This is a genomic window from Pseudomonas sp. PI1, assembly GCF_000812405.1.
Lineage (GTDB): Bacteria > Pseudomonadota > Gammaproteobacteria > Pseudomonadales > Pseudomonadaceae > Pseudomonas > Pseudomonas citronellolis.
Map to the genome: position 1 here is coordinate 10,725 of NZ_JWMC01000032.1, position 24,960 is coordinate 35,684.

The following is a 24,960-nucleotide window of genomic DNA, read 5'->3' on the forward strand; positions in this document are numbered from 1 at the left end:
CATGGGATAGTGCAGGGGATATTGGGGATGAGATTCTAGAGAGGCTGAAAAAGGGAGACTTGGTCACTGATCCTCAGAATGATCCTAGAACAGAACCTGATAATTTTCCGGAAAAACTTTCGCCTTTGCCGATTAAGGATAATTTATGGTATCCCATAAAGGACAAGATTGGTGAGTGGAGAAAGTGGTTGGAGAGCCCTGAGGGGCAAGCCGATCCTGAAGGCGGAGAAATAATTCGTGATTTAATTTCCTATTATGATACAGGGGCTTTATGTTCAATCGCACCAATGGCATATACCGGGTTTGTTTCTGCGACTAATCTTGAGTTTCGTATAGATCCACTTGCGTTAGATCTTGATGGAGATGGCCTGGAAACGGTAGGTTTGAGTTCTGGGGTTAAGTTCGATTTTGACAATGATGGTATAAAAACAGGTACTGGATGGGTTAATAAAGATGATGGATTCCTCGTCTGGGACCGCAATGGCAACGGTCAGATTGATAATGGCGGCGAGTTGTTTGGTGTCGATTTCATCAAGAGCGATGGAAAGAAAGCAACCGATGGGTTCGATGCATTGCGTGATCTGGACTCCAACAACGATGGTGTCTTCGACGCCAAGGACGAGCAGTTCGATAACCTGCGTATCTGGCAGGATCTGAATCAGGACGGTATTGCTCAGGCCAATGAGCTTAAGAGCCTGGCCGAGCATAATATCGTTGCCATCAATCTGGATTCGAGCAAGTCCAGCCAGAACAGCAATGACAACATCATCAGCGCCATTGGCAGCTTCATTCGCGATGACGGCAGCACTGGAGAAGTCAATGGCAACCAGAGCCTGGTTGGGAACTTGGACCTGGCCTCCAATCCCTTCGATCGTGAATTCACCGACCAGATACAACTGGATGAAGTAGCCAAGGGGCTGCCGGACATGCAGGGCTCTGGCGCGGTACGTGATTTGCGTGAGTCGAGCATGCTCAATGAGGGGCTGAAGAGCCTATTGAACGAATACGCTCAGGCTTCGACTCGCGAGCAGCAAATGGCGCTGTTGGACCGACTCCTCGGCGAGTGGGGAAAAACGGCTGACTATAGTGATTTCCAACAGCGCATAAAGGGCTTGAGCAATGGTCAGGTTCAAGTCGACTTCGAGTGGTCGTGGGAAAGAAATGGTACCGCTCCGACTCAGGCTGAATTGGACAAGCGGGCGCTGTTGGAGAAGATTCGACTGCTGGAGATTTTCAATGCACAGAATTTCTTCAATTTCTCTCTTGATGAGAAGAGACCAGGTCGATTCACGCTGAACCTCGGGGCGGGGACTACCAACTCTACGGCTGGGTCGGCTCAGGCTGGCGGTTCGATTTTGTTGACCGAGCAGAGCTTCAATCTTTTTGGTGAGCAGATCGGTTTGCTCAATTCGGCCTACGAGGCACTGAGAGAGTCCGTTTATAACGGCCTGCTTCTGCAGACGCGCTTGCGTCCCTATGTGGAAGCGATCGGCATCAGCCTTGATGCGAATGGTGTTGGTCTGGATTTCACGGGAGTCGCCAATCTGTTCCAGCAGGTATTCGATGCTTCACGTATCAAGGGATTTACTGACCTTCTGGAATTCATGCGCCAGCCGGCCGCGAACAAAGGGTTGGCGGTTCTACTGCCATTGAGTGAGCGCCTGGCTCAAGGCTTGACTGCGGACGACATTGAACAGATCAGGAAATCCGGTCTGGCTTTGTTGGTCGGCGACTTTAGCAATCAAGGGCTCAATGGCTCGGCTGGACGAGATTTTATTTTCGGACTGGCGGGTAATGATGCTTTGCATGGCAATGCTGGTGAAGACTTACTCAGTGGTGGAACTGGCAATGACACCCTCTATGGAGGTGCTGGAAATGACGTCCTGCTCGGTGGCGCCGGCAACGACTACCTCCATGGTGGAGACGGCAGCGATGTATACCGTTTCGAACGGGGCTGGGGTCAGGATCGGATCGACAACTACGACAGAGGCACCGACAAAGTCGATGCCATCGAGTTCGGCAGTGACATCACGACTGACGACATTCTCGTCGGCCGCTGGGGCTCCGACCTGATCCTGAGCCTGAAGGGTGGCGATGATCGGATCACTCTCACTAATTACCTCACCAACGACGGTAATAACTCATATCGCCTGGAAGAAATCCGCTTCGCCGACGGCACCATCTGGGACGTCGAGCGGGTCAAGGCGATGTTGCTGCAAGGAGGCGAGGGCAATGACAGCCTCACCGGCTACGCCAGCGATGATCACCTGAGCGGCGGCACCGGTAATGATCGGCTCTCTGCCGGGGCCGGCAATGACTGGCTTGAGGGCGGTATCGGTAACGACACCCTGTACGGCGATGCTGGCAACGACACCTTGGTGGGGGGGGGTGGTAATGACTACCTCCATGGTGGGCACGGCAGTGATGTGTACCGTTTCGAACGGGGCTGGGGTCAGGACCGCATCGACAACTACGACAGAGGCACCGACAAAGTCGATGCCATCGAGTTCGGCAGTGACATCACGACTGACGACATTCTCGTCGGCCGCTGGGGTACCGACCTGATCCTGAGCCTGAAGGGCAGCGATGATCGGATCACACTCAGCAGTTACCTCTCCAACGATGGCAACAACTTGTATCGCCTGGAGGAAATCCGCTTCGCCGACGGCACCATCTGGGACGTCGAGCGGGTCAAGGCGATGTTGCTACAAGGGGGCGAGGGTAATGACACCCTCATTGGCTACGCTAGCGATGATCGCCTGAGTGGCGGCACCGGTAATGACCGGCTCACTGCTGGGGCCGGCAATGATTGGCTCGACGGCGGTATCGGTAACGACACCCTGTATGGCGATGCCGGCAACGACACCTTGGTGGGAGGTGCTGGCAATGACTACCTCCATGGTGGGGACGGCAGTGATGTGTACCGTTTCGAACGGGGCTGGGGTCAGGATCGGATCGATAACTACGACAGAAGCACCGACAAAGTTGATGCCATCGAATTTGGCAATGACATCTCGACTGACGACATCCTGGTGAGGCGCCGGGACTCCGACCTGATCCTGAGCCTGAAGGGTGGCGATGATCGGATCACTCTCACTAATTACCTCACCAACGACGGTAATAACTCATATCGCCTGGAAGAAATCCGCTTCGCCGACGGCACCATCTGGGACGTCGAGCGGGTCAAGGCAATGTTGCTGCAAGGAGGCGAGGGCAATGACACCCTCACCGGCTACGCCAGCGATGATCACCTGAGCGGCGGCACCGGTAATGATCGGCTCTCTGCCGAGGCTGGCAATGACTGGCTCGAGGGCGGTATCGGTAACGACAGCCTGTACGGCGATGCTGGCAACGACACCTTGGTGGGAGGGGCTGGTAATGACTACCTCCATGGTGGAGACGGTAGTGATGTATACCGTTTCGAACGGGGCTGGGGCCAGGACCGTATCGACAACTACGACCGAAGTACCGGCAAGACGGATGCCATCGAATTCGGCTCGGACATTTCTGCCGATGATGTCCAACTGAGTCGCCGGGGCTCCGACTTGATACTGAGCCTGAAGGGTGGCGATGATCGGATCACACTCAGCAGTTACCTCTTCAATGACGGTAACGACTTGTATCGCCTGGAAGAAATCCGCTTCGCCGACGGCACCATCTGGGACGTCGAGCGGGTCAAGGCGATGTTGCTGCAAGGGGGCGAGGGTAATGACACCCTCATTGGCTACGCCAGCGATGATCGCCTGAGCGGTGGTGGTGGGAATGATCAGCTTGATGCCGGTGCGGGGAATGACTGGCTTGATGGCGGTGTTGGTAATGACCGTCTCTTTGGCGGCGCTGGAAATGACACACTGAGTGGAGGTGTCGGCGACGACAGTCTCTATGGAGGCGTTGGAAATGACATGCTGATTGGGGGTGCCGGGAATGACTGGCTTGATGGCGGTGTTGGTAACGACACCCTGATCGGGGGTGTCGGCAATGACTATCTCAACGGTGGCGAGGGCAGCGATGTATACCGCTTCGAGCGGGGCTGGGGTCAGGACACAGTTTTTAATTACGATAGAAGTTCCGATAAAATCGACGCCATCGAGTTCGGTCCGGATATCCTTGCCCACGACATCCAGATTAGTCGAAAGGACTCCAATTTAGTTCTGAGCTTGAGGGGGAGCGACGACCGAATCACCATCGATAACTATCTGCTTAACGATGGCAGTAATGAATATTGCTTGGAGGAGATTCGTTTCGCCGATGGCACTATCTGGGATGTCGATCTCATCAAGGCTTTATTGCTGCAGAATGGAGAGGGCAACGACACTATTATTGGTTATAGCACTAATGACCTTCTGCAAGGGGGCGGGGGCGATGACTATCTTGGGGGGGAGGAGGTGATGATACATTGGTTGGCGGTGCTGGCAACGACACCCTCAATGGCGGTGGTGGCAATGATGTCTATCGGTTTGGCCGTGATTGGGGACGAGATACAGTATATAATTTTAATTATCAGGGCGTTAATGCGCGTGATGCGATAGAGTTTTATGATGGCATAAGTTTTGATGATGTATATATCTATCGCAATGGTGATCATCTTGTTATCTCCCTCAAGAACGCCTCCGATGAAGTTACGGTAATCGACTATTTTGCCAATGATGGTTATGGCCGCGGTCGACTGGATGAGATACGTTTTTCCGATGGTGTCGTTCTGGATATTGAGACGGTCAAGTCCCTGGCTCTATGTGGAACGTCAGGAAACGATCGGTTGCAGGGCTATTCCGGGGCCGATCAAATTAACGGTGGCCAGGGTGCCGATACCCTATATGGTGCGGATGGCGATGATACCTTGATTGGCGGGGCTGGTAACGACCTGCTCAGCGGTGGAGATGGGCGGGATGTCTATCGTTTCGAGCGTGGATGGGGGAACGACACGATCCATAACTATGATCCTGATCAGAATATCCGGACCCGTGATGCTATCGAGTTTGTCGGTGAAATCACCGCTGACGATATAGTCTTGGAGCGCTCTAATGATAATTTGATTCTACGAATAGTGGGTGGTCCGGATAAAATAACTATTAATGGCTTTTTTGGGGGCGATGCGCCAGGCTCTTCGGGGCTGGGCGAGATTCGTTTTCCCGATGGCACAGTCTGGGACATTGAGCAGATAAAGCACCTGACCCTGCAAGGTGGCGAGGGGAACGATTCGCTTCAAGGATATTCGTCAGCCGATACGCTTACTGGCGGAGCCGGCAACGATACGCTTTTCGCTGGCGATGGGGATGATCTGCTGGTTGGCGGGAGTGGCGATGATCTTCTGGAGGGTGGGAATGGCAGTGACATATACCGCTTCGATCCTGGATGGGGAAATGACACCATAGAAAGCTGGAACTCCAATGAATTCGATATCATCGAGTTTTCCGAGGGAATTTCGGCAGGGCAGGTAGTTGTACGACGCGATGGGAGCGATTTGTTACTTTCGTTGAGTGACGGCACTAATAGTATTCGTATAAGAGGCTATTTCTTCTCTGATAATGAGTCTGACGAGGCTGGATACGAAGTACGCTTTGCCGATGGTACCGGCTGGTCGCGTAATGAAATCCTTATGCTGGCCCAGGCTAATGAGCTGAAGCCCGTCTATGGCACGGAAGGGAACGACACCCTGGTTGGTGGGGAGGGCTACGACGCCCTTGATGGAGGGGCTGGCAACGATCTGCTCATGGGCATGGGAGCGAATGATGAGATTTTCGGCGGTTCCGGAGATGACACCATCGTCGGTGGTGCCGGTAATGATCTCATGAGTGGAGGGCTTGGAAGCAATACTTATATTTTTGATAAGAATTGGGGGCAAGACATTATTTGGCTGTACCAGGAATATGACGAAGGTCAGGGGCTGATTCTGGCCGCGCAGGACCGGATCGAGTTTGGGCAAGGGATTTCCAGCGATGATATTCAGTTGATCCGGCATGGCGGTAACCTGATTATTCAGTCGAGCAGCGATGGGGACTCCATTACTTTAGGGAGCTACTTCGAGGGTACAGGCAAGCTTTCTGAAATTCTTTTTGCCGATGGAACTCGCTGGGGAATCGAGCAGATTATGGAAAGGATCCGGCAATCCCCTGAAGGCCATGATCAATACAATGACACCCTGATTGGTGGTTCGGGCAGCGATATATTCGACGGCAAGGGTGGTGACGATTTCATCGACGGTGGAGAAGGAAATGATGCTCTATACGGCGGAGAGGGAGATGACACCCTGATCGGTGGATATGGCAAGGACCTCTTGGCCGGTGGGGCTGGTGAAAATACGTATCGTTTCGATCAGGATTGGGGATGGGATCGTCTTGTCAGCAACTGGGATTACAACTGCAGAGAGACGATAGAGTTCGGTGCGGGTATAGATCCTTCCGATATTCGAGTGACCAGCAATGGCGACACCTTGTACCTGACCCAGGAAGGGACTGGAAACCGAATCGAGTTGGAGAATTACCTCCAGGATACAGACGAGGCCTGGAGCGCTTCGGGGGGGATTCATTTTGCGGACGGTACGGTCTGGGGGAGGGAGGATATTTATTCGTTGCTGGAAAGAGACGCGCCGGATCAGGAGCGAATCGATGCTCCATTCGATGATTGGTGGCGTGGAGATGGAGGTGCTCCCGCCGTTGAACCGATGAGCTTGCCATTGGGCAGGGGAGTTTCAGGTTCAGCGGAGGCTCCTGCGTCTCGTAGTGCATTACCCGACTCCAGTCGGTCTCTGGCTGCCTTGGAGGGCAAGACACAACTCCTGATAGATAACATGGCTGCCTTCGGCGTACCGAGCCCAGCAGGATCTGGCGCGGTGTTCGAGCAGCGCCACGGGCTGGAACTGGTGCTTGCTGCCGGCAACTGATCGCTCTGTGTTGAGAAAGGCCCCTCGATGTGAGTCGAGGGGCCTTTCTTTTCAGTGATCTTGGGGCAACTTCATCTGTCGGCCGAACAGTCGTGCGAAGTCACTGCTTATGGACTCTGGTTACCGGCGGTTCGTTGCTATTCCTGAGCGAGGTTTCGTAGGAGCGAGCTTGCTCGCGAATGGTATTTACCGGCGGCAGCCGTGTGCCAGGTTGACTCCGCCCCTCTCCCAGAAGGGAGAGTGGGCTGTCCGGTGCGTGCGGGAAGTTCGGCGTCAGCCTGTATGAGCGGGCTCCTTCCGCGAATCGCGCGCAGGGCGCGCTCACCCGGCCGTGCCACCGGGGCGTCCGGCGTGGTCGGCGAATCCAATCGCGGACGGAGTCCGCTCCTACGCCCGTGCTTTTCTGAACCGTAGGCGTAACTGTCTTGCAGGCCGCGCTGGGGTGCTCTTCGTAGGATGGGTTGCGATACCCATGCGGTGGCGGTGATGGGTATCGCTTCGCTCAACACCATCCTACGACGGAACTCCTCCCGTGGGTGGGCGTGTTCAGAACAACTCCATCTGCCGATCGACCAGCCGTGCGAAGTCGTCGCCGACGAAGGGCAGGATGGCGTCGGCCACCGGTTGCAGCTGGCGCGTCAGGTAGTGTTCGTAGTCGATGGCCGCGCGGCGGTTTTCCAGGGGTTCGGGGCCGGCGGTGGTGATCAGGTAGCTGATCCAGCCGCCGTGCTGATACTGCCGCGGGCGGCCCTGGCTCTGGTTGTAGTCGTCGGCGGCACGGGCTGCGCGCACGTGGGGCGGGACGTTGCGTTCGTAGTCGTCCAGGCGCCGGCGCAGGCGCTTGCGGTAGACCAGCAGGTCGTCCAGTTCGCCGGCCAGGGTGCGGCGCACGTAGTCGCGCACGTAGTCCTGGTAGGGCTGGCGGCGGAAGATGCGTTCGTACAGCTCCTGCTGGAAGCGCTGGGCCAGCGGCGACCAGTCGGTGCGCACCGTTTCCAGGCCCTTGAAGACCATTTCCTCGCTGCCGTCGGCGCGCCGCACCAGGCCGGCGTAGCGCTTCTTGCTGCCTTCCTCGGCGCCGCGCACCGTGGGCATCAGGAAGCGCTGGTAGTGGGTTTCGTACTGCAGCTCCAAGGCGCTTTCCAGGCCGTAGGTTTCGCGCAGGTGTTCCTTCCACCATTGGTTGATGCGTTGCACCAGGGCGCGGCCGATGCGCTCGGCGTCCGCCTCGGCGTGGGCGCCGCCGAGCCAGACGAAGGTGGAGTCGGTGTCGCCGTAGATCACCTGGTGGCCCTGCGCTTCGATCAGCTCGCGGGTGCGGCGCATGATCTGGTGCCCGCGCATGGTGATGGACGACGCCAGGCGCGGGTCGAAGAAGCGGCAGCCGCTGGAGCCGAGCACGCCGTAGAAGGCGTTCATGATGATCTTCAGCGCCTGGGACAGCGGCTTGTTGCCCTCGCGCTTGGCCGCCTCGCGGCCCTGCCACACGCGCTCGACGATGGCCGGCAGGCAGTGCCGGCTGCGCGAGAAGCGGGCGCCGCGGAAGCCTTCCACCGAGTGTTCGTCGTCCGGCTGGCGCAGGCCTTCCACCAGGCCCACCGGGTCGATCAGGAAGCTGCGGATGATCGACGGGTACAGGCTCTTGTAGTCCAGCACCAGCACCGATTCGTACAGCCCCGGGCGCGAGTCCATGACGAAGCCGCCGGGGCTGGCCTCCGGCGGCTTGCCGCCGAGGTTGGGGGCGACGAAGCCGAGGCGGTGCATGGCCGGCAGGTACAGGTGGGTGAAGGCCGCCACCGAGCCGCCGCTGCGGTCGGCGGGCAGGCCGGTGACGCTGGCGCGTTCGAGCAGGAAGTGCAGCAACTCGGTCCTGGCGAAGATGCGCGTGACCAGCTCGCAGTCCTTGAGGTTGTAGTGGGCAAGGGCCGGCTTGTCCTCGGCGAACTTGCGGTCGATCTCGGCCATGCGGTCGTAGGGGTTGTCGATCGCCTTGCCTTCGCCCAGCAGCGTCTGCGCCACGCTTTCCAGGCTGAAGGAGGGGAAGCTCCAGGTGGCCGAGCGCAGCGCCTCGATGCCGTCGATGATCAGCCGCCCGGCGGCCGCGGCGAAGTAGTGGTTGTTGCCGCTGCCGTGCTGGCGCCAGTGCATCTCGTCACCATCGCGGCCCAGGCGCAGGGGGACCTTCAGGCGCTGGGCGTGCTCGCGCAGCACGCGCAGGTCGAACTGCACCAGGTTCCAGCCGATGATGGCGTCGGGGTCGTGCTCGGCCAGCCACTGGTTGAGGCTTTCCAGCAGTTCGCCGCGGCTGTCGCGGTAGGCCAGGTCGAAGTCCAGCCAGCTGGCGTCGCCGTTGGCCGGGCCGAGCATGTACACCTGGCGCTGGCCGCAGCCTTCCAGGGCGATGGAATAGAGGTTGCCGTGGATGTCGGTCTCGATGTCCAGGGACACCAGCTTCAGCTGCGGCCGGTAGTCCGGCGCCGGCTTGAGCACGGCTTCGCACAGCACGCCCTCGGCATCGGCCTCGCCATCGAAGCTCACCGGGGCGGTGATGAAGCGCTCCATCAGGTAGCGCTCCGGCGGACGGATGTCGGCCTCCAGCACCTCGATGCCGGCCGCGCGCAGGCGCTTGTCCAGGTCCATCAGCTGGCGGTGCTGGCGGCAGTACAGGCCCAGCACCGGGCGTTGCTCGAAGTCGCGCAGCTGCAGCGGCCGCAGCTCCACGCCGGTCTCGCCCTGCAGCAGGCGCTGCGCCGCCTCGCGCTGGGCGGCGGGCAGGAAGGCCACCGAAGTCTGCGGCGGCAGGCGCACCCGGCGCGGGCCGGCGCCGGTGGCCAGCCAGAACTCCACCTCGGTGCCGGCGGGCGTGTCGCGCCAGTGCCGGGTGAGGACGAAGCCGTGTTGTGCTGCCACCGGTAACCCCTGGGAAGAATCTTTCAGGCGTTCATTCTACCCGGGGTGGGACGCTTGTAGGCGCTTGCTGGTGATAAAGCGTTTGCGTGACGAGCGCCGGCCCTGCCGGCGCAATCGCGGATAAATCCGCTACAAGGTGCAGGAGAGACACCGTCGTAGGATGGTGTTGAGCGAAGCGATACCCATCACCGCCACCGCATGGGTTTCGCAAGTTCAACCCATCCTACGAAGAGCGCTTCGGTGCGGCCTGCAAGACCGCCGCTCCTACTGTGGCAGGGAAGCACGGGCGTAGGAGCGGACTCCGTCCGCGATTGGATTCACCCGCCACGCCGGACGTCCCGGTGGCACGACGGCGGCGTATAACCGTGAACGGTTATACCCCCTACGCCGATGTTGCTTTCGTAGGATGGTGTTGAGCGAAGCGATACCCATCTCCGTGACCGCATGGGTTTCGCAAGCTCAACCCATCCTACGAAGAGCGCTTCGGCGCGGCCTGCAAGACGGTTGCTTCTACGACGGTGCCCTGCCGGCGAATCGCGCGCAGGGCGCGCTCCTACATGGGGCGCGACGGTTAGCGCTGCGTAGGAGACTCCGTCCGCGATTGCCGGGCGTTTCTGTGAGATACAGCTACAAGGGGAACACTATCGCCAATGCACCCCCGGCGGTTCTCTTTTGCGCCGATCCTGTCCAGAATGGCCGCCCCTTTTCCCAGCCCCGACGCCATGAACGCACAAGCCCTCGACGTACTCCTGCAACAGCTGCTGGCCGCCCTGGAGGCGCCGCCCGCCGAGGTTCGCCGCCTGTTCCACGGCCGCGGCCGGCGCTGGCCGGGGCTGGAGCATGTGACCGCGGACTGGCTGCAGGGCGTGCTGCTGGTGTCGCTGTTCCGCGAGCCGGGCGAAGATGAACTGGCGGCGCTGGGGCGCCTGCTGCTGGGCCTTTGCGAGTCGCCGCAATGGCGCGCCAGTGGCGCCGAGGCACTGCTGCTGCAGCACCGCTACCGCCCGGACAGCGCCATGCAGGCCCTGTTCGGCGAGGTGCCGGAGGAGCGCGTGGTCAGCGAGAACGGCCTGCGCTACCTGCTGGACCTGGGGCGCAAGCAGAACAACGGCCTGTTCCTCGACATGCGCCTGGGCCGCCAGTGGGTGCAGGCCCGGGCCGCCGGGCAGCGGGTGCTCAACCTGTTCGCCTATACCTGCGGCTTCTCGGTGGCGGCCATCGCCGGCGGCGCCGAGCACGTGGTCAACCTGGACATGGCGCGCGCCGCCCTGAGCCGCGGGCGCGACAACCACCGGCTGAATGGCCACGACCTGTCGCGGGTGGAGTTCCTCGGCCACGAGCTGTTCAAGTCCTGGGGCAAGGTGAAGAAGTCCGGGCCCTACGACCTGGTGATCATCGACCCGCCGTCGTTCCAGAAGGGCAGCTTCGCCCTCGGCAAGGACTACCCGCGCATCCTGCGCCGCCTGCCCGAGCTGCTGGCGCCCGGCGGCCGGGTGTTGGCCTGCGTCAACGATCCGTCCGTGAGCCCGGCCTTCCTCATCCAGGGCATGGCCGCCGAGGCGCCGGAACTGGCCTTCGTCGAGCGCCTGGACAACCCGCCGGAGTTCGCCGACGTCGATGAGGATGCGGCGCTCAAGGCGCTGGTGTTCGCCTACCCGGGCTAAGCCCGCACCTGGATGTAACACCTGGCACACAATCTGCTCCGCATCGGCCATGGCACGGAAAACGCCGGTTTTCCGTCATCCCCTGGCCACGGAGCGAATCCCATGCGCTTTTCCTGCAACGGTTGCGGCAAGTGCTGCCATGACCACCACGTACCCCTGACCCTCGACGAATCCCGCGACTGGGTGGCCGACGGCGGCAGCCTGATCGTCCTGCTGGAAGCGGTGCTGGACGACGGCGCCGGGCTGCCGGAGGGGCAGCGCGAACACGTGCTGCGCCGCTCGCTGCCGGTCCGCTGTGGCAGCACCCAGGCGCACCTGGCGATCACCTTCGCCGCCTTCAACCAGGGCGCCTGCCGCCACCTGGGCAGCGACATGCGCTGCGGCATCTACGAGCGGCGGCCGCTGGTGTGCCGCATCTACCCCATGGAGATCAACCCGCACATCCCGTTGCGGGCGGAGGCCAAGGACTGCCCGCCGCAGGTCTGGGACGAGGGCCCGGAGCTGATCGTCGGCGGACGCCTGGTGGACACCGAACTGGCGGCGCTGGTCGAGTGCTCGCGCCAGGCCGACCGCGAGGAGATCGCCGCCAAGGCGGCCATCTGCGAGCGCCTGGGCATCAGCGTCTCGGCGCTCAAGGGCGACGGCTTCACCGCCTACCTGCCGCAGCGCAAGGCCTTCCTGGCTGCCCTGGACGCGGTGCGCGCGCAGACGCCGGCCAGTTCCGCGGCGGACTGGCAACTGCATGTCTCCAGCGATGACCTGGCCCGCCAACTGGAGGAAACCGGGGCGATGATCGCCGCCCTGCTGAGCGACGACTGCGCCTTCATTCCCCTGCGCGCGGCCTGATGAGGGAGGGGATGGTCGGGTAGTAGTCCTTCGGAATAATGGCGCCGAAAATTCGCCGGTGCGGATAATATATGCGGCATTTTCCGCTAGAACTGAAAAGAAGGCTGACGCCAATCTGCCTTCGTCTGCAGGTTTTATCTGTCAGACAGCCGATCATCACCAGGGGAATACTGTGAAGAATTGGACGCTCCGCCGACGTATCCTGGCCAGCTTCGCGGTCGTGATCGCGATCATGTCGCTGATGGTGGTGGTTTCCTACATCGCCCTGCTCGCCGTCGAGCGCGACTCGCGCAGCGTCAGTACCGACGCCATGCCGGGCACCTATGCGCTGACCACGGTGCGTAGCACCTGGACCGACACCATGCTGCGCACCCAGGCCCTGGTCGGCCTGGGCGACGGCAAGCCGCTGGACGCCGCCGGCCGCCAGGGCTTCCGCGAACTGCACGAGACCCTGCTGCAGCGCATCGCCACCTACGAGGCCACCGTGCACGCGTCGGCCGACCGTGAGCTGCTGGCCCGCTACAAGCAGCAGGCGCTGGACTTCCAGGCGCAACTGGAGCAACTGCTCGACCTCTACGACAAGGACCACCAGGCCGCCCGCCAGTCGCTGCTGCACGATCTGCTGCCGGCCTGGGAGAAGGGCCGGCAGACGCTCAACGAGCTGATCGCGCTGAACCGGCAGATCGCCGATGCGGCGGTCATCGCCATCGTCCACCAGGTGGAGCTGGCCGAGGCCGCCATGCTGGTCTCGCTGCTGCTGGCCATCGTCGCCGCCGGCGTCCTCGGCCTGCTGCTGATGCGCGCCATCACCGGCCCGGTGGAGAAGGTGGTGAAGACCCTCCAGACCATGAGCGGCGGCGACCTCACCGCGCGGCTGGCGCTGGAGCGCAACGACGAGTTCGGGGTGATCGAGAGCGGCTTCAACGGCATGGCCGAGGAGCTCAAGGCCCTGGTGGCGCAGGCGCAGCGCTCGGCGATCCAGGTCACCACCTCGGTCACCGAGATCGCCGCCACTTCCAAGCAGCAGCAGGCCACCGCCACCGAGACCGCCGCCACCACCACCGAGATCGGCGCCACCTCGCGGGAGATCGCCGCCACCTCGCGCGACCTGGTGCGCACCATGACCGAGGTGTCCAGCGCCGCCGAACAGACTTCCACCCTGGCCGGCTCCGGCCAGCTGGGCCTGGCCCGCATGGAAGAGACCATGCACCAGGTGATGGGCGCCGCCGAGCTGGTCAACGCGAAGCTTGCGATCCTCAACGAGCGCGCCGGCAACATCAACCAGGTGGTCACCACCATCGTCAAGGTCGCCGACCAGACCAACCTGCTCTCGCTCAACGCCGCCATCGAGGCGGAGAAGGCCGGCGAGTACGGCCGCGGCTTCGCCGTGGTGGCCACCGAGGTGCGTCGCCTGGCCGACCAGACCGCGGTGGCCACCTACGACATCGAGCAGATGGTCCGCGAGATCCAGTCGGCGGTGTCCGCCGGGGTGATGGGCATGGACAAGTTCTCCGAGGAAGTGCGCCGCGGCATCGCCGAGGTCGGCCAGGTCGGCGAACAGCTGTCGCAGATCATCCACCAGGTGCAGGCCCTGGCGCCGCGGGTGCAGATGGCCAACGAAGGCATGCAGGCGCAGGCCACCGGCGCCGAGCAGATCAACCAGGCCCTGGTGCAACTGGGCGAGGCCACCGGGCAGACCGTGGAGTCGCTGCGCCAGGCCGGTTTCGCCATCGACGAGCTGAACCTGGTGGCCAATGGACTGCGCAATGGCGTCTCGCGCTTCAAGGTCTGAGGCCGGCGGGCGGCTGTACCTGCAGTTCCGCCTGGGCGCCGACCGCTACGCGCTGGACGTGCACGAGATCGTCGAGGTCCTGCCGCTGCGGCGCTTCAAGCAGGTGCCCGAGGCGCCGGCCTGGGTGGCCGGGCTGTTCGTCCACCGCGGCGAACTGCTGCCGGTGCTCGACCTCAGCCAGATCGCCTGCGACCGCCCGGCGCCGCGGCACACCAGCACGCGCCTGGTGCTGGTGGACTACCGCTTCGCCGGCAGCGGCCCGCAGCGGCGCCTGGGGCTGATCCTGGAACAGGCCAGCCAGACCCTGCGCCGCGACCCGGCGGCCTTCCGCGACTACGGCCTGGAGCCGGGCGAGGCGCGCTACCTGGGGCCGGTGCTGGAAGATGCCGAGGGCCTGCTGCAGCGCGTGCAGGTGGACGAACTGCTGCCCGAACACGTGCGCGAACTGCTCCTGGCCCAGGGTGAGCGGCCATGAGGGACGAGCGTTTCAGCCAGTTGCTCAAGGCGCGCATCGGCCTGGACGCGGAGTCGGTGGGCGAGGCGGTCATCGCCCGCGCCGTGCGCCAGTGCGCCAACCGCAGCAGCGGCGGCGACCTGGAGGCCTACTGGCAGCGCCTGCAGGGCTCCGCCGAGGAACAGCAGGCGCTGATCGAGGCGGTGATAGTCCCGGAGACCTGGTTCTTCCGCTACCCCGAATCCTTCGCCGCCCTCGGCCGCCTGGCCCTGCGCCGGCAACTGGAACTGGCCGGCGCGCGACCCCTGCGCCTGCTCAGCCTGCCCTGTTCCACCGGCGAGGAGCCGTACTCCATCGCCATGGCCCTGCTCGATGCGGGGCTGCCGGAAGCGGCCTTCCAGATCGACGCCCTGGACGTCAGCCCGGCCTCGCTGGAGCGCGCGGCCCATGGCGTGTACGGGCGCAACTCGTTCCGCGGCAGCGAACTGGGTTTCCGCGACCGCTACTTCCACGCCGAGGGTCCCGACTACCGCCTCGACGAACGGGTGCGCCGCCGCGTGCGCCTGCGCCGCGGCAACCTGCTGGCGCCCGGCCTGCTGGCCGAGGAGGCGCCCTACGACTTCCTGTTCTGCCGCAACCTGCTGATCTATTTCGACCGCGACACCCAGGAACGCGCCGTGCAGGTGCTGCTGCGCCTGGTGCGCGAGGACGGCGCGCTGTTCATCGGCCCGGCCGAGGCCAGCCTGACGTCGCGCCCGGGGCTGCGCGCGCTGGGCGTGCCGCAGTCCTTCGCCTTCCTGCGCGTGGCGGCGCAGCCCGAGGCGCCGGCGGCCAGGCCGCGCTCCACCATGCAAACCACGCCGCCGCCCGCCGTGGCGCCGCGTCCGGCACCGCGCCGCGCGCCTCCGCCGCCACCCGCCAGGCCGGCGGTAGCGCCGCCGAGCGGTGCCGAACAGGGCCTGGCGGAAATCGCCCGGCTGGCCAACCTGGGCCAGACGGCCCAGGCCCGCGCCGCCTGCGAGGCCTACCTGGCCCAGCACGGCCCGTCGGCCCAGGCCTATTACTGGCTCGGCCTGCTGGCCGATGCCGAGGGCCGCAACGAACAGGCCCAGGGCTACTACCGCAAGGCGCTGTACCTGCAGCCCGACCACCAGGAAAGCCTGCTGCACCTGGCCGCCCTGCTGGCCGCCCGCGGCGACCGGGAAGGCGCGCGGCGCCTGCAGGAGCGCGCCGCGCGAGGAGTGAAGCGCGATGCCTGAGCAGCGCTACCACCTGCACCCGGAGGCCGCCGAACAGGCGGTGGACGACTGCTGGAACCGCATCGGCATCCGCGGCGACAAGTCCTGCCCGCGGCTGGCCGAACATATCCACTGCCGCAACTGCCCGGTCCACGCCGCCGCCGCCGTGCGCCTGCTGGACCGCTACGCCCTGGGCGCCGAAGGCGAGCAGGCCGCCAGCGTCGAGGACGAGGCGCCGCCGGGCGACGCCTACCTGCTGTTCCGCCTCGGCGAGGAATGGCTGGCCCTGCGCACCCTGGCGCTGGCGGAGGTGGCGCCGAACTGCCCGGTGCATTCGCTGCCGCACCAGCGCTCGCCGGTCGTGCTGGGCGTGGCCAACGTGCACGGCGCGCTGGTCGCCTGCCTGTCGCTGGCCGAACTGCTCGGCCTGCCGCCTTCCGCCCCGCGCGAGGACGAGGGCCGCCGCCTGCCGCGCATGCTGGTGCTGGCCACCGACAGCGGGCCGGTACTGGCGCCGGTGGACGAGGTGGATGGCATCCACCCGCTGGCGCCGGGCCAGGCGCGCGTCGCCACGGCGGCCGGCAGCCGTTTCACCCACGACGTGCTGAAGTGGCGCGAGCGCAGCGTGCGCCTGCTCGACCACCAGGCCCTGCTTGCCGCCGCCGCCCGGAGCCTGGCATGACCCCCGAGCAGATGAAGGACGCCTCGCTGCTGGAACTCTTCCGCCTGGAGGCCGAGGCCCAGGCCCAGGCGCTCGGCCAGGGCCTGCTGGCGCTGGAGCGAGAGCCGCGCCAGGCCGCGCAGCTGGAGGCCTGCATGCGCGCCGCGCATTCGCTGAAGGGCGCCGCGCGTATCGTCGGCCTGGACGAGGGCGTGCAGGTCGCCCACGTCATGGAGGAATGCCTGGTGGCCGCCCAGGACGGCCGCCTGCTGCTGGGCGGGGAGCACATAGATGCGCTGCTGGCCGGCACCGATATCCTGCTGCACATCGCCGATGTCCAGGCCGAACAGGCCGCCGCGGCGCGTGCGTCGGTGCCCGGCCTGGTGCAGCGCCTGGAGGGGTTGCTGGGCGATGGCCCTGCGCAGCCCGCAGCACCTGTCGCCGCCGAAGCGCCGCCAGCCGAGCCGCCAGCCGAAACCGCGGAGCCGGCGCCTGCCGCAGTCGATAAAAAGGGCGAGGAGGGTACGGGCCGGGTACTGCGCGTGACCGCCGAGCGCCTGAACCAGTTGCTCGATCTTTCCAGCAAGGCCCTGGTCGACTCCCAGCGCCTGCAACCCCAATTGGCCTCGATGCAGCGCCTGAAGCGCCTGCAGGCCACCGCCAGCCGCCTGCTCGACGGCGCCCGCGACGCCGCCGGCGCCAGCCTCGACCCGCAGGCCCAGGCCTTCCTCGCCGATGCCCGGCGTCTGGTCGGAGAGTGCCAGCAACTGCTGGGCGAGCAGATGGCCGAGCTGGACGAATTCGCCTGGACCACCTCGCAGCGCGCCCAGACCCTCTACGACAGCGCCCTGGCCTGCCGCATGCGGCCCTTCGCCGACGTGCTCGGCGGCCAGGCGCGGATGGTCCGCGACCTCGGCCGCGAGCTGGGCAAGTCGGTGCGCCTGGAAGTGGACGGGGTGTCCACCCAGGTCGACCGCGAGGTCCTGGAAAAACTCGAGGCGCCGCTGACGCACCTGCTGCGCAACGCCGTCGACCACGGCATCGAGACGCCGGACGCGCGGCGCCGGGCCGGCAAGCCGGAGCAGGGGCTGATCCGCCTGCTGGCGCGGCACCACGCCGGCATGCTGGTGCTGGACCTGCGCGACGACGGCGCCGGCGTCGACCTGCGGCGCCTGCGCGAAGGCATCGTGCGCCGTGGCCTGTCCACCGGGGAGACGGTCGCGCGGCTGTCCGAGGAGGAACTGCTGGCCTTCCTCTTCCTGCCCGGCTTCAGCCTGCGCGAGCAGGTTACCGAGGTCTCCGGCCGCGGCGTCGGCCTGGACGCCGTGCAGCACATGGTGCGCCAGCTGCGCGGCGGCATCCGCATGGAGCAGGTGGCGGGGCAGGGCAGCCACTTCCACATCGAGGTGCCGCTGACCCTCTCGGTGGTGCGCAGCCTGGTGGTGGAAATCGGCGGCGAGGCCTACGCCTTCCCCCTGGCGCACATCGAGCGCATGCGCAGCCTGGCGCCGCAAGAGATCGTGCAGATCGAGGGCCGCCAGCAGTTCTGGCACGAGGGCCGGCACGTCGGCCTGGTGGCCGCGCACCAGTTGCTGCAGCGCCCGGAAGGCCGCGCGCCGGAGGGCGACATCCCGCTGGTGCTGATCCGCGAGCGCGACACCCTGTACGGCGTGGCGGTGGAGCGCTTCATCGGCGAACGCACCCTGGTGGTGATGCCGCTGGACGCGCGCCTGGGCAAGGTCCAGGACGTATCCGCCGGCGCCGTGCTGGACGACGGCACGCCGGTGCTGATCCTCGACGTCGAGGACATGCTGCGTTCGGTGGACAAGCTGCTGGCCAGCGGCCGCCTGGAACGCATCGACGCCGGCAACCGCCAGGGCGCTGCGCTGCGCAAGCGCGTGCTGGTGGTGGACGACTCGCTCACCGTGCGCGAACTGGAGCGCAAGCTGCTGGCCGGCCGCGGCTACGACGTGGCGGTGGCGGTGGATGGCATGGACGGTTGGAACGCCCTGCGTTCGGAGCGCTTCGACCTGGTCATCACGGATATCGACATGCCGCGCATGGACGGTATAGAACTGGTCGGGCTGATCCGCCGCGACGCCCGCCTGCAAGCCCTGCCGGTCATGGTCGTGTCCTACAAGGACCGCGAGGAGGACCGCCGCCGCGGGCTCGATGCCGGCGCCGACTACTACCTGGCCAAGGCCAGTTTCCACGACGAGGCCCTGCTGGATGCGGTGGTCGATCTAATTGGAGGTGCGTAGGGTCGGCTCCCGTTTCGGCGCGGCCGCGACGGAGCCGCATTTTGCGCAGAGCAAGGCGCGAGGAGAGAGGTTTGGTTATTCCAAATGAACGACGAGTAACGCGGCGCTGCGCAAAATGCGGCCCGTCCCTTCGGGTTGCGCGGCAACGCGGCTCGCGCCGAAACGGGAGCCGACCCTAAGATGAGGATAGGCATCGTCAACGACATGCCGCTGGCCGTGGAAGCGTTGCGCCGGGCCTTGGCCTTCGAACCTACGCACCGCGTGCTGTGGGTCGCCAGCAACGGCGCCGAGGCGGTGGAAATGTGCGCCGCGCAGACCCCCGACGTGGTGCTGATGGACCTGCTGATGCCGGTGATGGACGGTGTGGAGGCCACGCGGCGGATCATGGCCGCCTCGCCCTGCGCCATCATCGTGGTCACCGTGGACCTGGAGCAGAACCTCTCGCGGGTGTTCGAGGCCATGGGCTGCGGCGCGGTGGACGCGGTGAACACCCCGGCGCTGGGCGTCGGCGACTCCCTGGAGGCGGCCCGCCCGCTGCTGCGCAAGCTGCAGAACCTGGCCTGGCTGTCGGCCCCGGGCAACAGCCGGCCGCGCAGCGAGGTCGCCGTGTGCGAAAACCCGGCCAAGGCCCGCCGCCTGGTGGCCGTGGGCGCCTCGGCCGGTGGTCCGGCGGCCCTGGCCGAGTTGCTGGGCCTGCTGCCGGCGAGCTTTTCCGCGGCCATGGTGGTGGTGCAGCACGTGGACGAAGTGTTCGCCGCCGGCATGGCCGAATGGCTGGCCAGCCAGGCGCGCATCCCGGTGCGCCTGGCGCGCAACGGCGAAGTGCCGCAGCCCGGCTGCGTGCTGCTGGCCGGCACCAACGACCACATCCGCCTGCAACGCAACGGCGAGCTGGCCTACACCGCCGAGCCCTGCGGGCACATCTACCGGCCCTCGATCGACGTGTTCTTCGACAGCGTGGCCGACAACTGGGTGGGCCAGGCCACCGGCGTGCTGCTCACCGGCATGGGCCGCGACGGCGCCCAGGGCCTGAAGCACATGCGCGAACGCGGCTTCCTGACCTTGGCCCAGGACCAGGCCAGCAGCGCCGTGTACGGCATGCCCAAGGCCGCCGCGGCGATCGGCGCCGCCACCGAGATCCGAGCCCTGGGCGACATCGCCCGGCGCCTGGGCGAACTGTACGGCTGACATTCCGGAGGCAGCGCCAGCGGCGCCACGACGACGATGAACCCCAAGCATAGCGAGAACCCCTTGATCACTCCGGACGACACCGCGGTCATGGTCCTGCTGGTCGACGACCAGGCCATGATCGGCGAGGCCGTGCGCCGCGCCCTGGCCGAGGACGGCGGCATCGACTTCCACTTCTGCTCCGACGCCACCCAGGCCATCGAGCAGGCCCTGCAGATCCGCCCGACGGTGATCCTGCAGGACCTGGTGATGCCCGACAGCGACGGCCTGGAGCTGGTGCGCCAGTACCGCCGCCACCCGCAGACGCGCGACATCCCGATCATCGTCCTGTCGACCAAGGAGGAGCCGCAGGTCAAGAGCGCCGCCTTCGCCGCCGGGGCCAACGACTACCTGGTCAAGCTGCCCGACGCCATCGAGCTGGTGGCGCGGGTGCGCTACCACTCGCGCTCCTACCTCGCCCTGCAGCAGCGCGACGAGGCCTACCGTGCGCTGCGCGAGAGCCAGCAGAAGCTGCTGGAGACCAACCTGGTGCTGCAGCGGCTGATGAACTCCGACGGCCTCACCGGGCTGTCCAACCGCCGCCACTTCGACGAGTACCTGGAAATGGAATGGCGCCGCGCCCTGCGCGAGCAGAGCCAACTGTCGCTGCTGCTGATCGACGTCGACCACTTCAAGGCCTACAACGACACCTTCGGCCACGTCGCCGGCGACGAGGCGCTGCGCCGCGTCGCCGGGACCATCCGCGAAAGCTGCGCGCGCTCCTCCGACCTGCCGGCGCGCTACGGCGGCGAGGAGTTCGCCATCATCCTCCCGGGCACCTCGCCGGGCGGCGCGCGGCTGCTGGCGGAAAAGCTGCGGCTGACCGTGCAGGCCCTGGGCATCGCCCACGAGCAGCCGGATGCCGGCGCGGTGCTGACGGTCAGCGTCGGTGTGGCGACGCTCACCCCGGGGCAGGGCGAAAGCTGCCTGCGGCTGATCGAACACGCCGACCGCGCGCTCTACAACGCCAAGCACGGCGGGCGCAACCAGGTGGGGGTGGACGGCGGCGCAACCGGCTGACGCACAGCCGCCCACGGGCGGCTTTCTCGGGTATACTTCCGGGTTTTTCCACGCCATTACCCGTGAGTGCTGACCGCCATGGAAATCCAACCGATCCTCAACAGCATCAAGGACCTCTCCGACCGTACCCAGTCCATTCGGGGGTATCTTTGACTACGATCTGAAACATGATCGTCTGATCGAAGTAAACCGCGAGCTGGAAGACCCGGCGGTCTGGAACAAGCCCGAATACGCCCAGAACCTGGGCCGCGAGCGCGCCATGCTGGCGCAGATCGTCGAGACCCTCGACGAGCTGACCGGCGGCCTGGCCGACTCCCGCGACCTGCTCGACATGGCGGTCGAGGAGAATGACGAAGGCGCCGTCGGCGACGTCGAAGCGGAAGTCCAGCGCCTGCGCGAAATCCTCGAGAAGCTGGAATTCCGCCGCATGTTCAGCGGCGAGATGGACCCGAACAACGCCTACCTGGACATCCAGGCCGGCTCCGGCGGCACCGAGGCCCAGGACTGGGCCAACATGCTGCTGCGCATGTACCTGCGCTGGGCCGACAAGAACGGCTTCGACGCCGAGATCGTCGAGCTGTCCGAGGGCGAGGTCGCCGGCATCAAGGGCGCCACCGTGCACATCAAGGGCGAGTACGCCTTCGGCTGGCTGCGCACCGAGATCGGCGTGCACCGCCTGGTGCGCAAGAGCCCGTTCGACTCCGGCAACCGCCGCCACACCTCGTTCACCGCGGTGTTCGTCTCGCCGGAGATCGACGACAACATCGAGATCGAGATCAACCCGGCGGACCTGCGCATCGACACCTACCGCTCGTCCGGCGCCGGCGGCCAGCACGTGAACACCACCGACTCCGCGGTGCGTATCACCCACGTGCCGACCAACACCGTGGTGGCGTGCCAGAACGAACGCTCCCAGCACGCCAACAAGGACACCGCCATGAAAATGCTGCGGGCCAAGTTGTACGAGCAGGAGATGCAGAAGCGCACCGCCGCCTCGCAGGCGCTGGAAGACACCAAGTCCGATATCGGCTGGGGCCACCAGATCCGTTCCTACGTGCTCGACCAGTCGCGCATCAAGGACCTGCGTACCGGCGTGGAACGCAGCGATTGCGACAAGGTGCTCGACGGCGACCTCAACGAATACCTGGAAGCCAGCCTTAAACAGGGCCTGTAGACCGCACCCCGTAGGAGCGAGCTTGCTCGCGAACCCATTGAAGAGCTTCGCGAGCAAGCTCGCTCCTACAGTTGTTATCCCTAATTGAATGAATCGACGCCAGGCAGATAGAACGACCATGAGCGACCAACAACTCGACCAGCACGAGCTGCAACAGGAAGAAAACAAGCTGATCGCCCAGCGCAAGGAAAAGCTTGCCGCCGTGCGCGAGGCCAAGGCCATCGCCTTCCCCAACGACTTCCGCCGCGACGCCTATTTCGCGGACCTGCAGAAGCAGTACGCCGACAAGACCAAGGAAGAGCTGGAAGCCGCAGCCATTCCGGTCAAGGTCGCCGGTCGCATCATGCTCAACCGTGGCGCCTTCATCGTCCTGCAGGACAGCAGCGACCGCCTGCAGGTCTACGTCAACCGCAAGACCCTGCCCGAAGAGACCCTGGCCGAGATCAAGACCTGGGACCTGGGCGACATCATCGGCGCCGAAGGCACCCTGGCCCGCTCCGGCAAGGGCGACCTGTACGTCGACATGAGCAGCGTGCGCCTGCTGACCAAGTCGCTGCGCCCGCTGCCGGACAAGCACCACGGCCTGACCGACACCGAGCAGCGCTACCGCCAGCGCTACGTCGACCTGATCGTCAACGAGGAAACCCGCCACACCTTCCGCGTGCGTTCCCAGGTGATCGCCCACATCCGCCGCTTCCTGTCCGAGCGCGGTTTCCTCGAAGTGGAAACCCCGATGCTGCAGACCATCCCCGGCGGCGCCGCGGCCAAGCCCTTCGCCACCCACCACAACGCGCTGGACATGGCCATGTTCCTGCGCATCGCTCCGGAGCTGTACCTCAAGCGCCTGGTGGTCGGCGGCTTCGAGAAGGTCTTCGAGATCAACCGCAACTTCCGCAACGAAGGCGTCTCGACCCGGCACAACCCCGAGTTCACCATGCTCGAGTTCTACCAGGCCTACGCCGACTACGAAGACAACATGGACCTGACCGAGGAACTGTTCCGCGAGCTGGCCCAGGCGGTGCTCGGCACCACCGACGTGCCCTACGGCGACAAGGTCTTCCACTTCGGCGAGCCGTTCGCCCGCCTGTCGGTGTTCGACGCCATCCTCAAGTACAACCCGGACATCACCGCGGCCGACCTGCAGGATGTCGACAAGGCCCGCGAGATCGCCAAGAAGGCCGGCGCCAAGGTCCTCGGCCACGAAGGCCTGGGCAAGCTGCAGGTGATGATTTTCGAGGAACTGGTGGAGCACAAGCTGGAACAGCCGCACTTCATCACCCAGTACCCCTTCGAAGTCTCCCCGCTGGCCCGCCGCAACGACCGGGACCCGAGCGTCACCGACCGCTTCGAGCTGTTCATCGGCGGCCGCGAGATCGCCAACGCCTACTCCGAGCTCAACGACGCCGAAGACCAGGCCGAGCGCTTCATGCTGCAGGTCAAGGAGAAGGACGCCGGCGACGACGAGGCGATGCACTACGACGCCGACTTCATCAACGCCCTGGAATACGGCATGCCGCCCACCGCCGGCGAAGGCATTGGCATCGACCGCCTGGTGATGCTGCTGACCAACTCGCCGTCGATCCGCGACGTGATCCTGTTCCCGCACATGCGCCCGCAGGCGTAAGCGCTGGAGCAAGTGAAGAAGCCGCCTTAGGGCGGCTTTTTCGTGCCTGAGGGCAAGGCTCTTCGTAGGAGCAAGCTTGCTCGCGAACGGTGCTTGCCGGGGATTTGGGCGCTGGGTTTGAGAGCGCCCTCTCCCCAGCCCTCGGCTGCGCGCCCCGCCCTGAAGGGAGAGGGGGCTTGTCCGTGCCGAGAGAAGGAATGGTTTCAGCTGGAAACCCTCCGTGTTGCCGGCTGACTCCAAAACATCCAAGCACACCGAACGGTTCCCTCTCCCTTCAGGGAGAGGGTTAGGGAGAGGGAACGGAGGTCGGCGCAACAACGGAGTTGCCGGGTAACGCATTCGCGAGCGCTCCGACAAAACCCGTCCCTCCATCCGCCAGCGGGCCACCGATTGATTCCCCAAGCAAAAGCCCGAACAATGCGCCATCGCCCGCGAGCGGAGGAAAGATCGTGCCCCGAGCAGTTTCCAGAGACAGCGCCGCCCAGGCCGCCAGTGCGGTGGCCGAGAGTGTCCAGTACCAGGGCCGCAAGGCCGCCCGCCAGGGCAGCGAGCAGCGCCGCCAGGCGATCCTCGACGCGGCCATGCGCATCATCGTCCGCGAGGGCGTGCGGGCCGTGCGGCATCGGGCGGTGGCGGCCGAGGCGGACGTGCCGCTGTCGGCCACCACCTACTACTTCAAGGACATCGACGACCTCATCACCGACACCTTCGCGCTCTTCGTCGAACGCAGCGCCGAAGCCCTGTCGGCCTTCTGGGCCAGCGTCGAGGGCGACCTGCAGGCCCTGGCCGCCGGCCTCACCGGCAGCCCCGAGGCGCGCCGCGAGCTGGCCGACCGCATCACCGAGCTGGCCATCCAGTACGTGCGCGTGCAGCTCACCGAGCGCCGCGAGCACCTGCTGGCCGAGCAGGCGTTCCGCCAGGAGGCGCTGCTCAACCCGCGCCTGGAACAGCTGGCGCAGAGCCACAGGCGCATCCTCTCCCTGGGCGTGGTGCACTTCTTCGAGGTGCTCGGCTCGCAGCAGCCGGAACAGGACGCCAAGGTGTTGACGGCCATCATCCTGCAGATGGAGTATCAGGGCCTGCTGGATGGCGTGGAGCACCTGGACACCGTGGAAATGCGCGCCATCCTGACCCGCTACCTGTACCTGGTGCTGGGCCTCTGAAGCCCGCCGACGACCCCATATGGCGTGCCGCCCGCGGCCCCTGAGG

15 protein-coding genes and 1 pseudogene are annotated in these 24,960 nt (G+C 64.9%); 15 read left to right on the plus strand and 1 reads right to left on the minus strand.

The features are described from left to right. The first annotated feature begins 59 nt into the window (after positions 1–59). The 3 genes and pseudogenes from RN02_RS34695 to RN02_RS33210 all read left to right on the plus strand — a co-directional run bounded on the left by RN02_RS34695 (position 60) and on the right by RN02_RS33210 (position 6,880). Positions 60–4,529 carry a calcium-binding protein gene (locus tag RN02_RS34695; RefSeq protein WP_161796243.1) on the plus strand — a complete coding sequence of 1,490 codons (4,470 nt, stop codon included), beginning with the start codon at positions 60–62 and terminating at the stop codon, positions 4,527–4,529. Further along, positions 4,415–4,801 (plus strand): annotated as a pseudogene (locus RN02_RS34700) (calcium-binding protein); the annotation flags it as partial. The gene RN02_RS34695 and the pseudogene RN02_RS34700, both read left to right, overlap by 115 nt. After that, on the plus strand, positions 4,784–6,880 hold the full coding sequence (locus RN02_RS33210) for a calcium-binding protein (RefSeq protein ID WP_442965424.1): 2,097 nt from the start codon (positions 4,784–4,786) through the stop codon (positions 6,878–6,880). The pseudogene RN02_RS34700 and the gene RN02_RS33210, both read left to right, overlap by 18 nt. Before the next feature lie 546 nt (positions 6,881–7,426). On the opposite strand, the gene RN02_RS11405 is transcribed toward RN02_RS33210, so the two are convergent. Beyond that, positions 7,427–9,790, minus strand: coding sequence for a DNA polymerase II (locus RN02_RS11405; protein WP_043314608.1), 2,364 nt, complete (start codon positions 9,788–9,790; stop codon positions 7,427–7,429). Between the two features lie 722 nt (positions 9,791–10,512). Between RN02_RS11405 and RN02_RS11410 the strand changes: the two genes are divergently transcribed. The 12 genes from RN02_RS11410 (at position 10,513) to RN02_RS11465 (ending at position 24,914) form a co-directional block, all read left to right on the plus strand. After that, positions 10,513–11,454 (plus strand): class I SAM-dependent methyltransferase, encoded by a 942-nt coding sequence (locus tag RN02_RS11410; RefSeq protein ID WP_043314609.1) that lies wholly within the window; start codon positions 10,513–10,515, stop codon positions 11,452–11,454. A 102-nt stretch (positions 11,455–11,556) separates the two neighbouring features. Next, a complete protein-coding gene (locus RN02_RS11415) occupies positions 11,557–12,300 on the plus strand; it encodes a YkgJ family cysteine cluster protein (RefSeq protein ID WP_043314610.1) in 744 nt (247 codons plus the stop codon). Between the two features lie 172 nt (positions 12,301–12,472). Continuing rightward, the gene (locus RN02_RS11420) at positions 12,473–14,092 is read left to right on the plus strand and encodes a methyl-accepting chemotaxis protein (RefSeq protein ID WP_043314611.1); all 1,620 of its coding nucleotides are present in this window, start codon (positions 12,473–12,475) and stop codon (positions 14,090–14,092) included. Continuing rightward, positions 14,067–14,567: a chemotaxis protein CheW gene (locus tag RN02_RS11425; RefSeq protein WP_043314612.1), complete on the plus strand. Its 501-nt coding sequence runs from the start codon at positions 14,067–14,069 to the stop codon at positions 14,565–14,567. Before RN02_RS11420 ends, RN02_RS11425 begins: the two co-directional genes overlap by 26 nt. After that, entirely contained in the window at positions 14,564–15,805 is a 1,242-nt protein-coding gene (locus RN02_RS11430; RefSeq protein WP_043314613.1) for a CheR family methyltransferase, read from the plus strand. Before RN02_RS11425 ends, RN02_RS11430 begins: the two co-directional genes overlap by 4 nt. Continuing rightward, positions 15,798–16,466 (plus strand): chemotaxis protein CheW, encoded by a 669-nt coding sequence (locus tag RN02_RS11435; RefSeq protein WP_043314614.1) that lies wholly within the window; start codon positions 15,798–15,800, stop codon positions 16,464–16,466. The genes RN02_RS11430 and RN02_RS11435 overlap by 8 nt, the downstream gene beginning before the upstream one ends. After that, complete coding sequence (locus RN02_RS11440; RefSeq protein WP_043314615.1) at positions 16,463–18,706, plus strand: hybrid sensor histidine kinase/response regulator; 2,244 nt, start codon at positions 16,463–16,465, stop codon at positions 18,704–18,706. Before RN02_RS11435 ends, RN02_RS11440 begins: the two co-directional genes overlap by 4 nt. A 180-nt stretch (positions 18,707–18,886) precedes the next feature. Continuing rightward, positions 18,887–19,894 (plus strand): chemotaxis response regulator protein-glutamate methylesterase, encoded by a 1,008-nt coding sequence (locus tag RN02_RS11445; protein WP_043314617.1) that lies wholly within the window; start codon positions 18,887–18,889, stop codon positions 19,892–19,894. A gap of 36 nt (positions 19,895–19,930) precedes the next feature. Further along, the gene (locus RN02_RS11450; protein WP_043314618.1) at positions 19,931–20,953 is read left to right on the plus strand and encodes a response regulator; all 1,023 of its coding nucleotides are present in this window, start codon (positions 19,931–19,933) and stop codon (positions 20,951–20,953) included. A gap of 78 nt (positions 20,954–21,031) precedes the next feature. Next, positions 21,032–22,127, plus strand: a protein-coding gene (gene prfB, locus RN02_RS11455) for a peptide chain release factor 2 (RefSeq protein WP_099049077.1) whose coding sequence is annotated in 2 segments (ribosomal slippage) — positions 21,032–21,103 and positions 21,105–22,127 — 1,095 coding nt in all. Because the reading frame shifts where the segments join, the coding sequence is not laid out codon by codon here. A gap of 118 nt (positions 22,128–22,245) precedes the next feature. Further along, positions 22,246–23,751, plus strand: coding sequence for a lysine--tRNA ligase (gene lysS / locus RN02_RS11460; RefSeq protein ID WP_043314620.1), 1,506 nt, complete (start codon positions 22,246–22,248; stop codon positions 23,749–23,751). A 449-nt stretch (positions 23,752–24,200) separates the two neighbouring features. Further along, positions 24,201–24,914: a TetR/AcrR family transcriptional regulator gene (locus tag RN02_RS11465; RefSeq protein WP_009616533.1), complete on the plus strand. Its 714-nt coding sequence runs from the start codon at positions 24,201–24,203 to the stop codon at positions 24,912–24,914. Positions 24,915–24,960 lie beyond the last annotated feature (46 nt).

Bases quoted from the DNA above. Each gene is read 5' to 3' on its own strand.
- RN02_RS11450 (WP_043314618.1), top strand. From the start codon at position 19,931: ATGAACCCCAAGCATAGCGAGAACCCCTTGATCACTCCGGACGACACC.
- RN02_RS11415 (WP_043314610.1), top strand. From the start codon at position 11,557: ATGCGCTTTTCCTGCAACGGTTGCGGCAAGTGCTGCCATGACCACCAC.
- RN02_RS11430 (WP_043314613.1), top strand. From the start codon at position 14,564: ATGAGGGACGAGCGTTTCAGCCAGTTGCTCAAGGCGCGCATCGGCCTG.
- RN02_RS11425 (WP_043314612.1), top strand. From the start codon at position 14,067: ATGGCGTCTCGCGCTTCAAGGTCTGAGGCCGGCGGGCGGCTGTACCTG.
- RN02_RS11435 (WP_043314614.1), top strand. From the start codon at position 15,798: ATGCCTGAGCAGCGCTACCACCTGCACCCGGAGGCCGCCGAACAGGCG.
- RN02_RS11445 (WP_043314617.1), top strand. From the start codon at position 18,887: ATGAGGATAGGCATCGTCAACGACATGCCGCTGGCCGTGGAAGCGTTG.
- RN02_RS11440 (WP_043314615.1), top strand. From the start codon at position 16,463: ATGACCCCCGAGCAGATGAAGGACGCCTCGCTGCTGGAACTCTTCCGC.
- lysS (WP_043314620.1), top strand. From the start codon at position 22,246: ATGAGCGACCAACAACTCGACCAGCACGAGCTGCAACAGGAAGAAAAC.
- RN02_RS11410 (WP_043314609.1), top strand. From the start codon at position 10,513: ATGAACGCACAAGCCCTCGACGTACTCCTGCAACAGCTGCTGGCCGCC.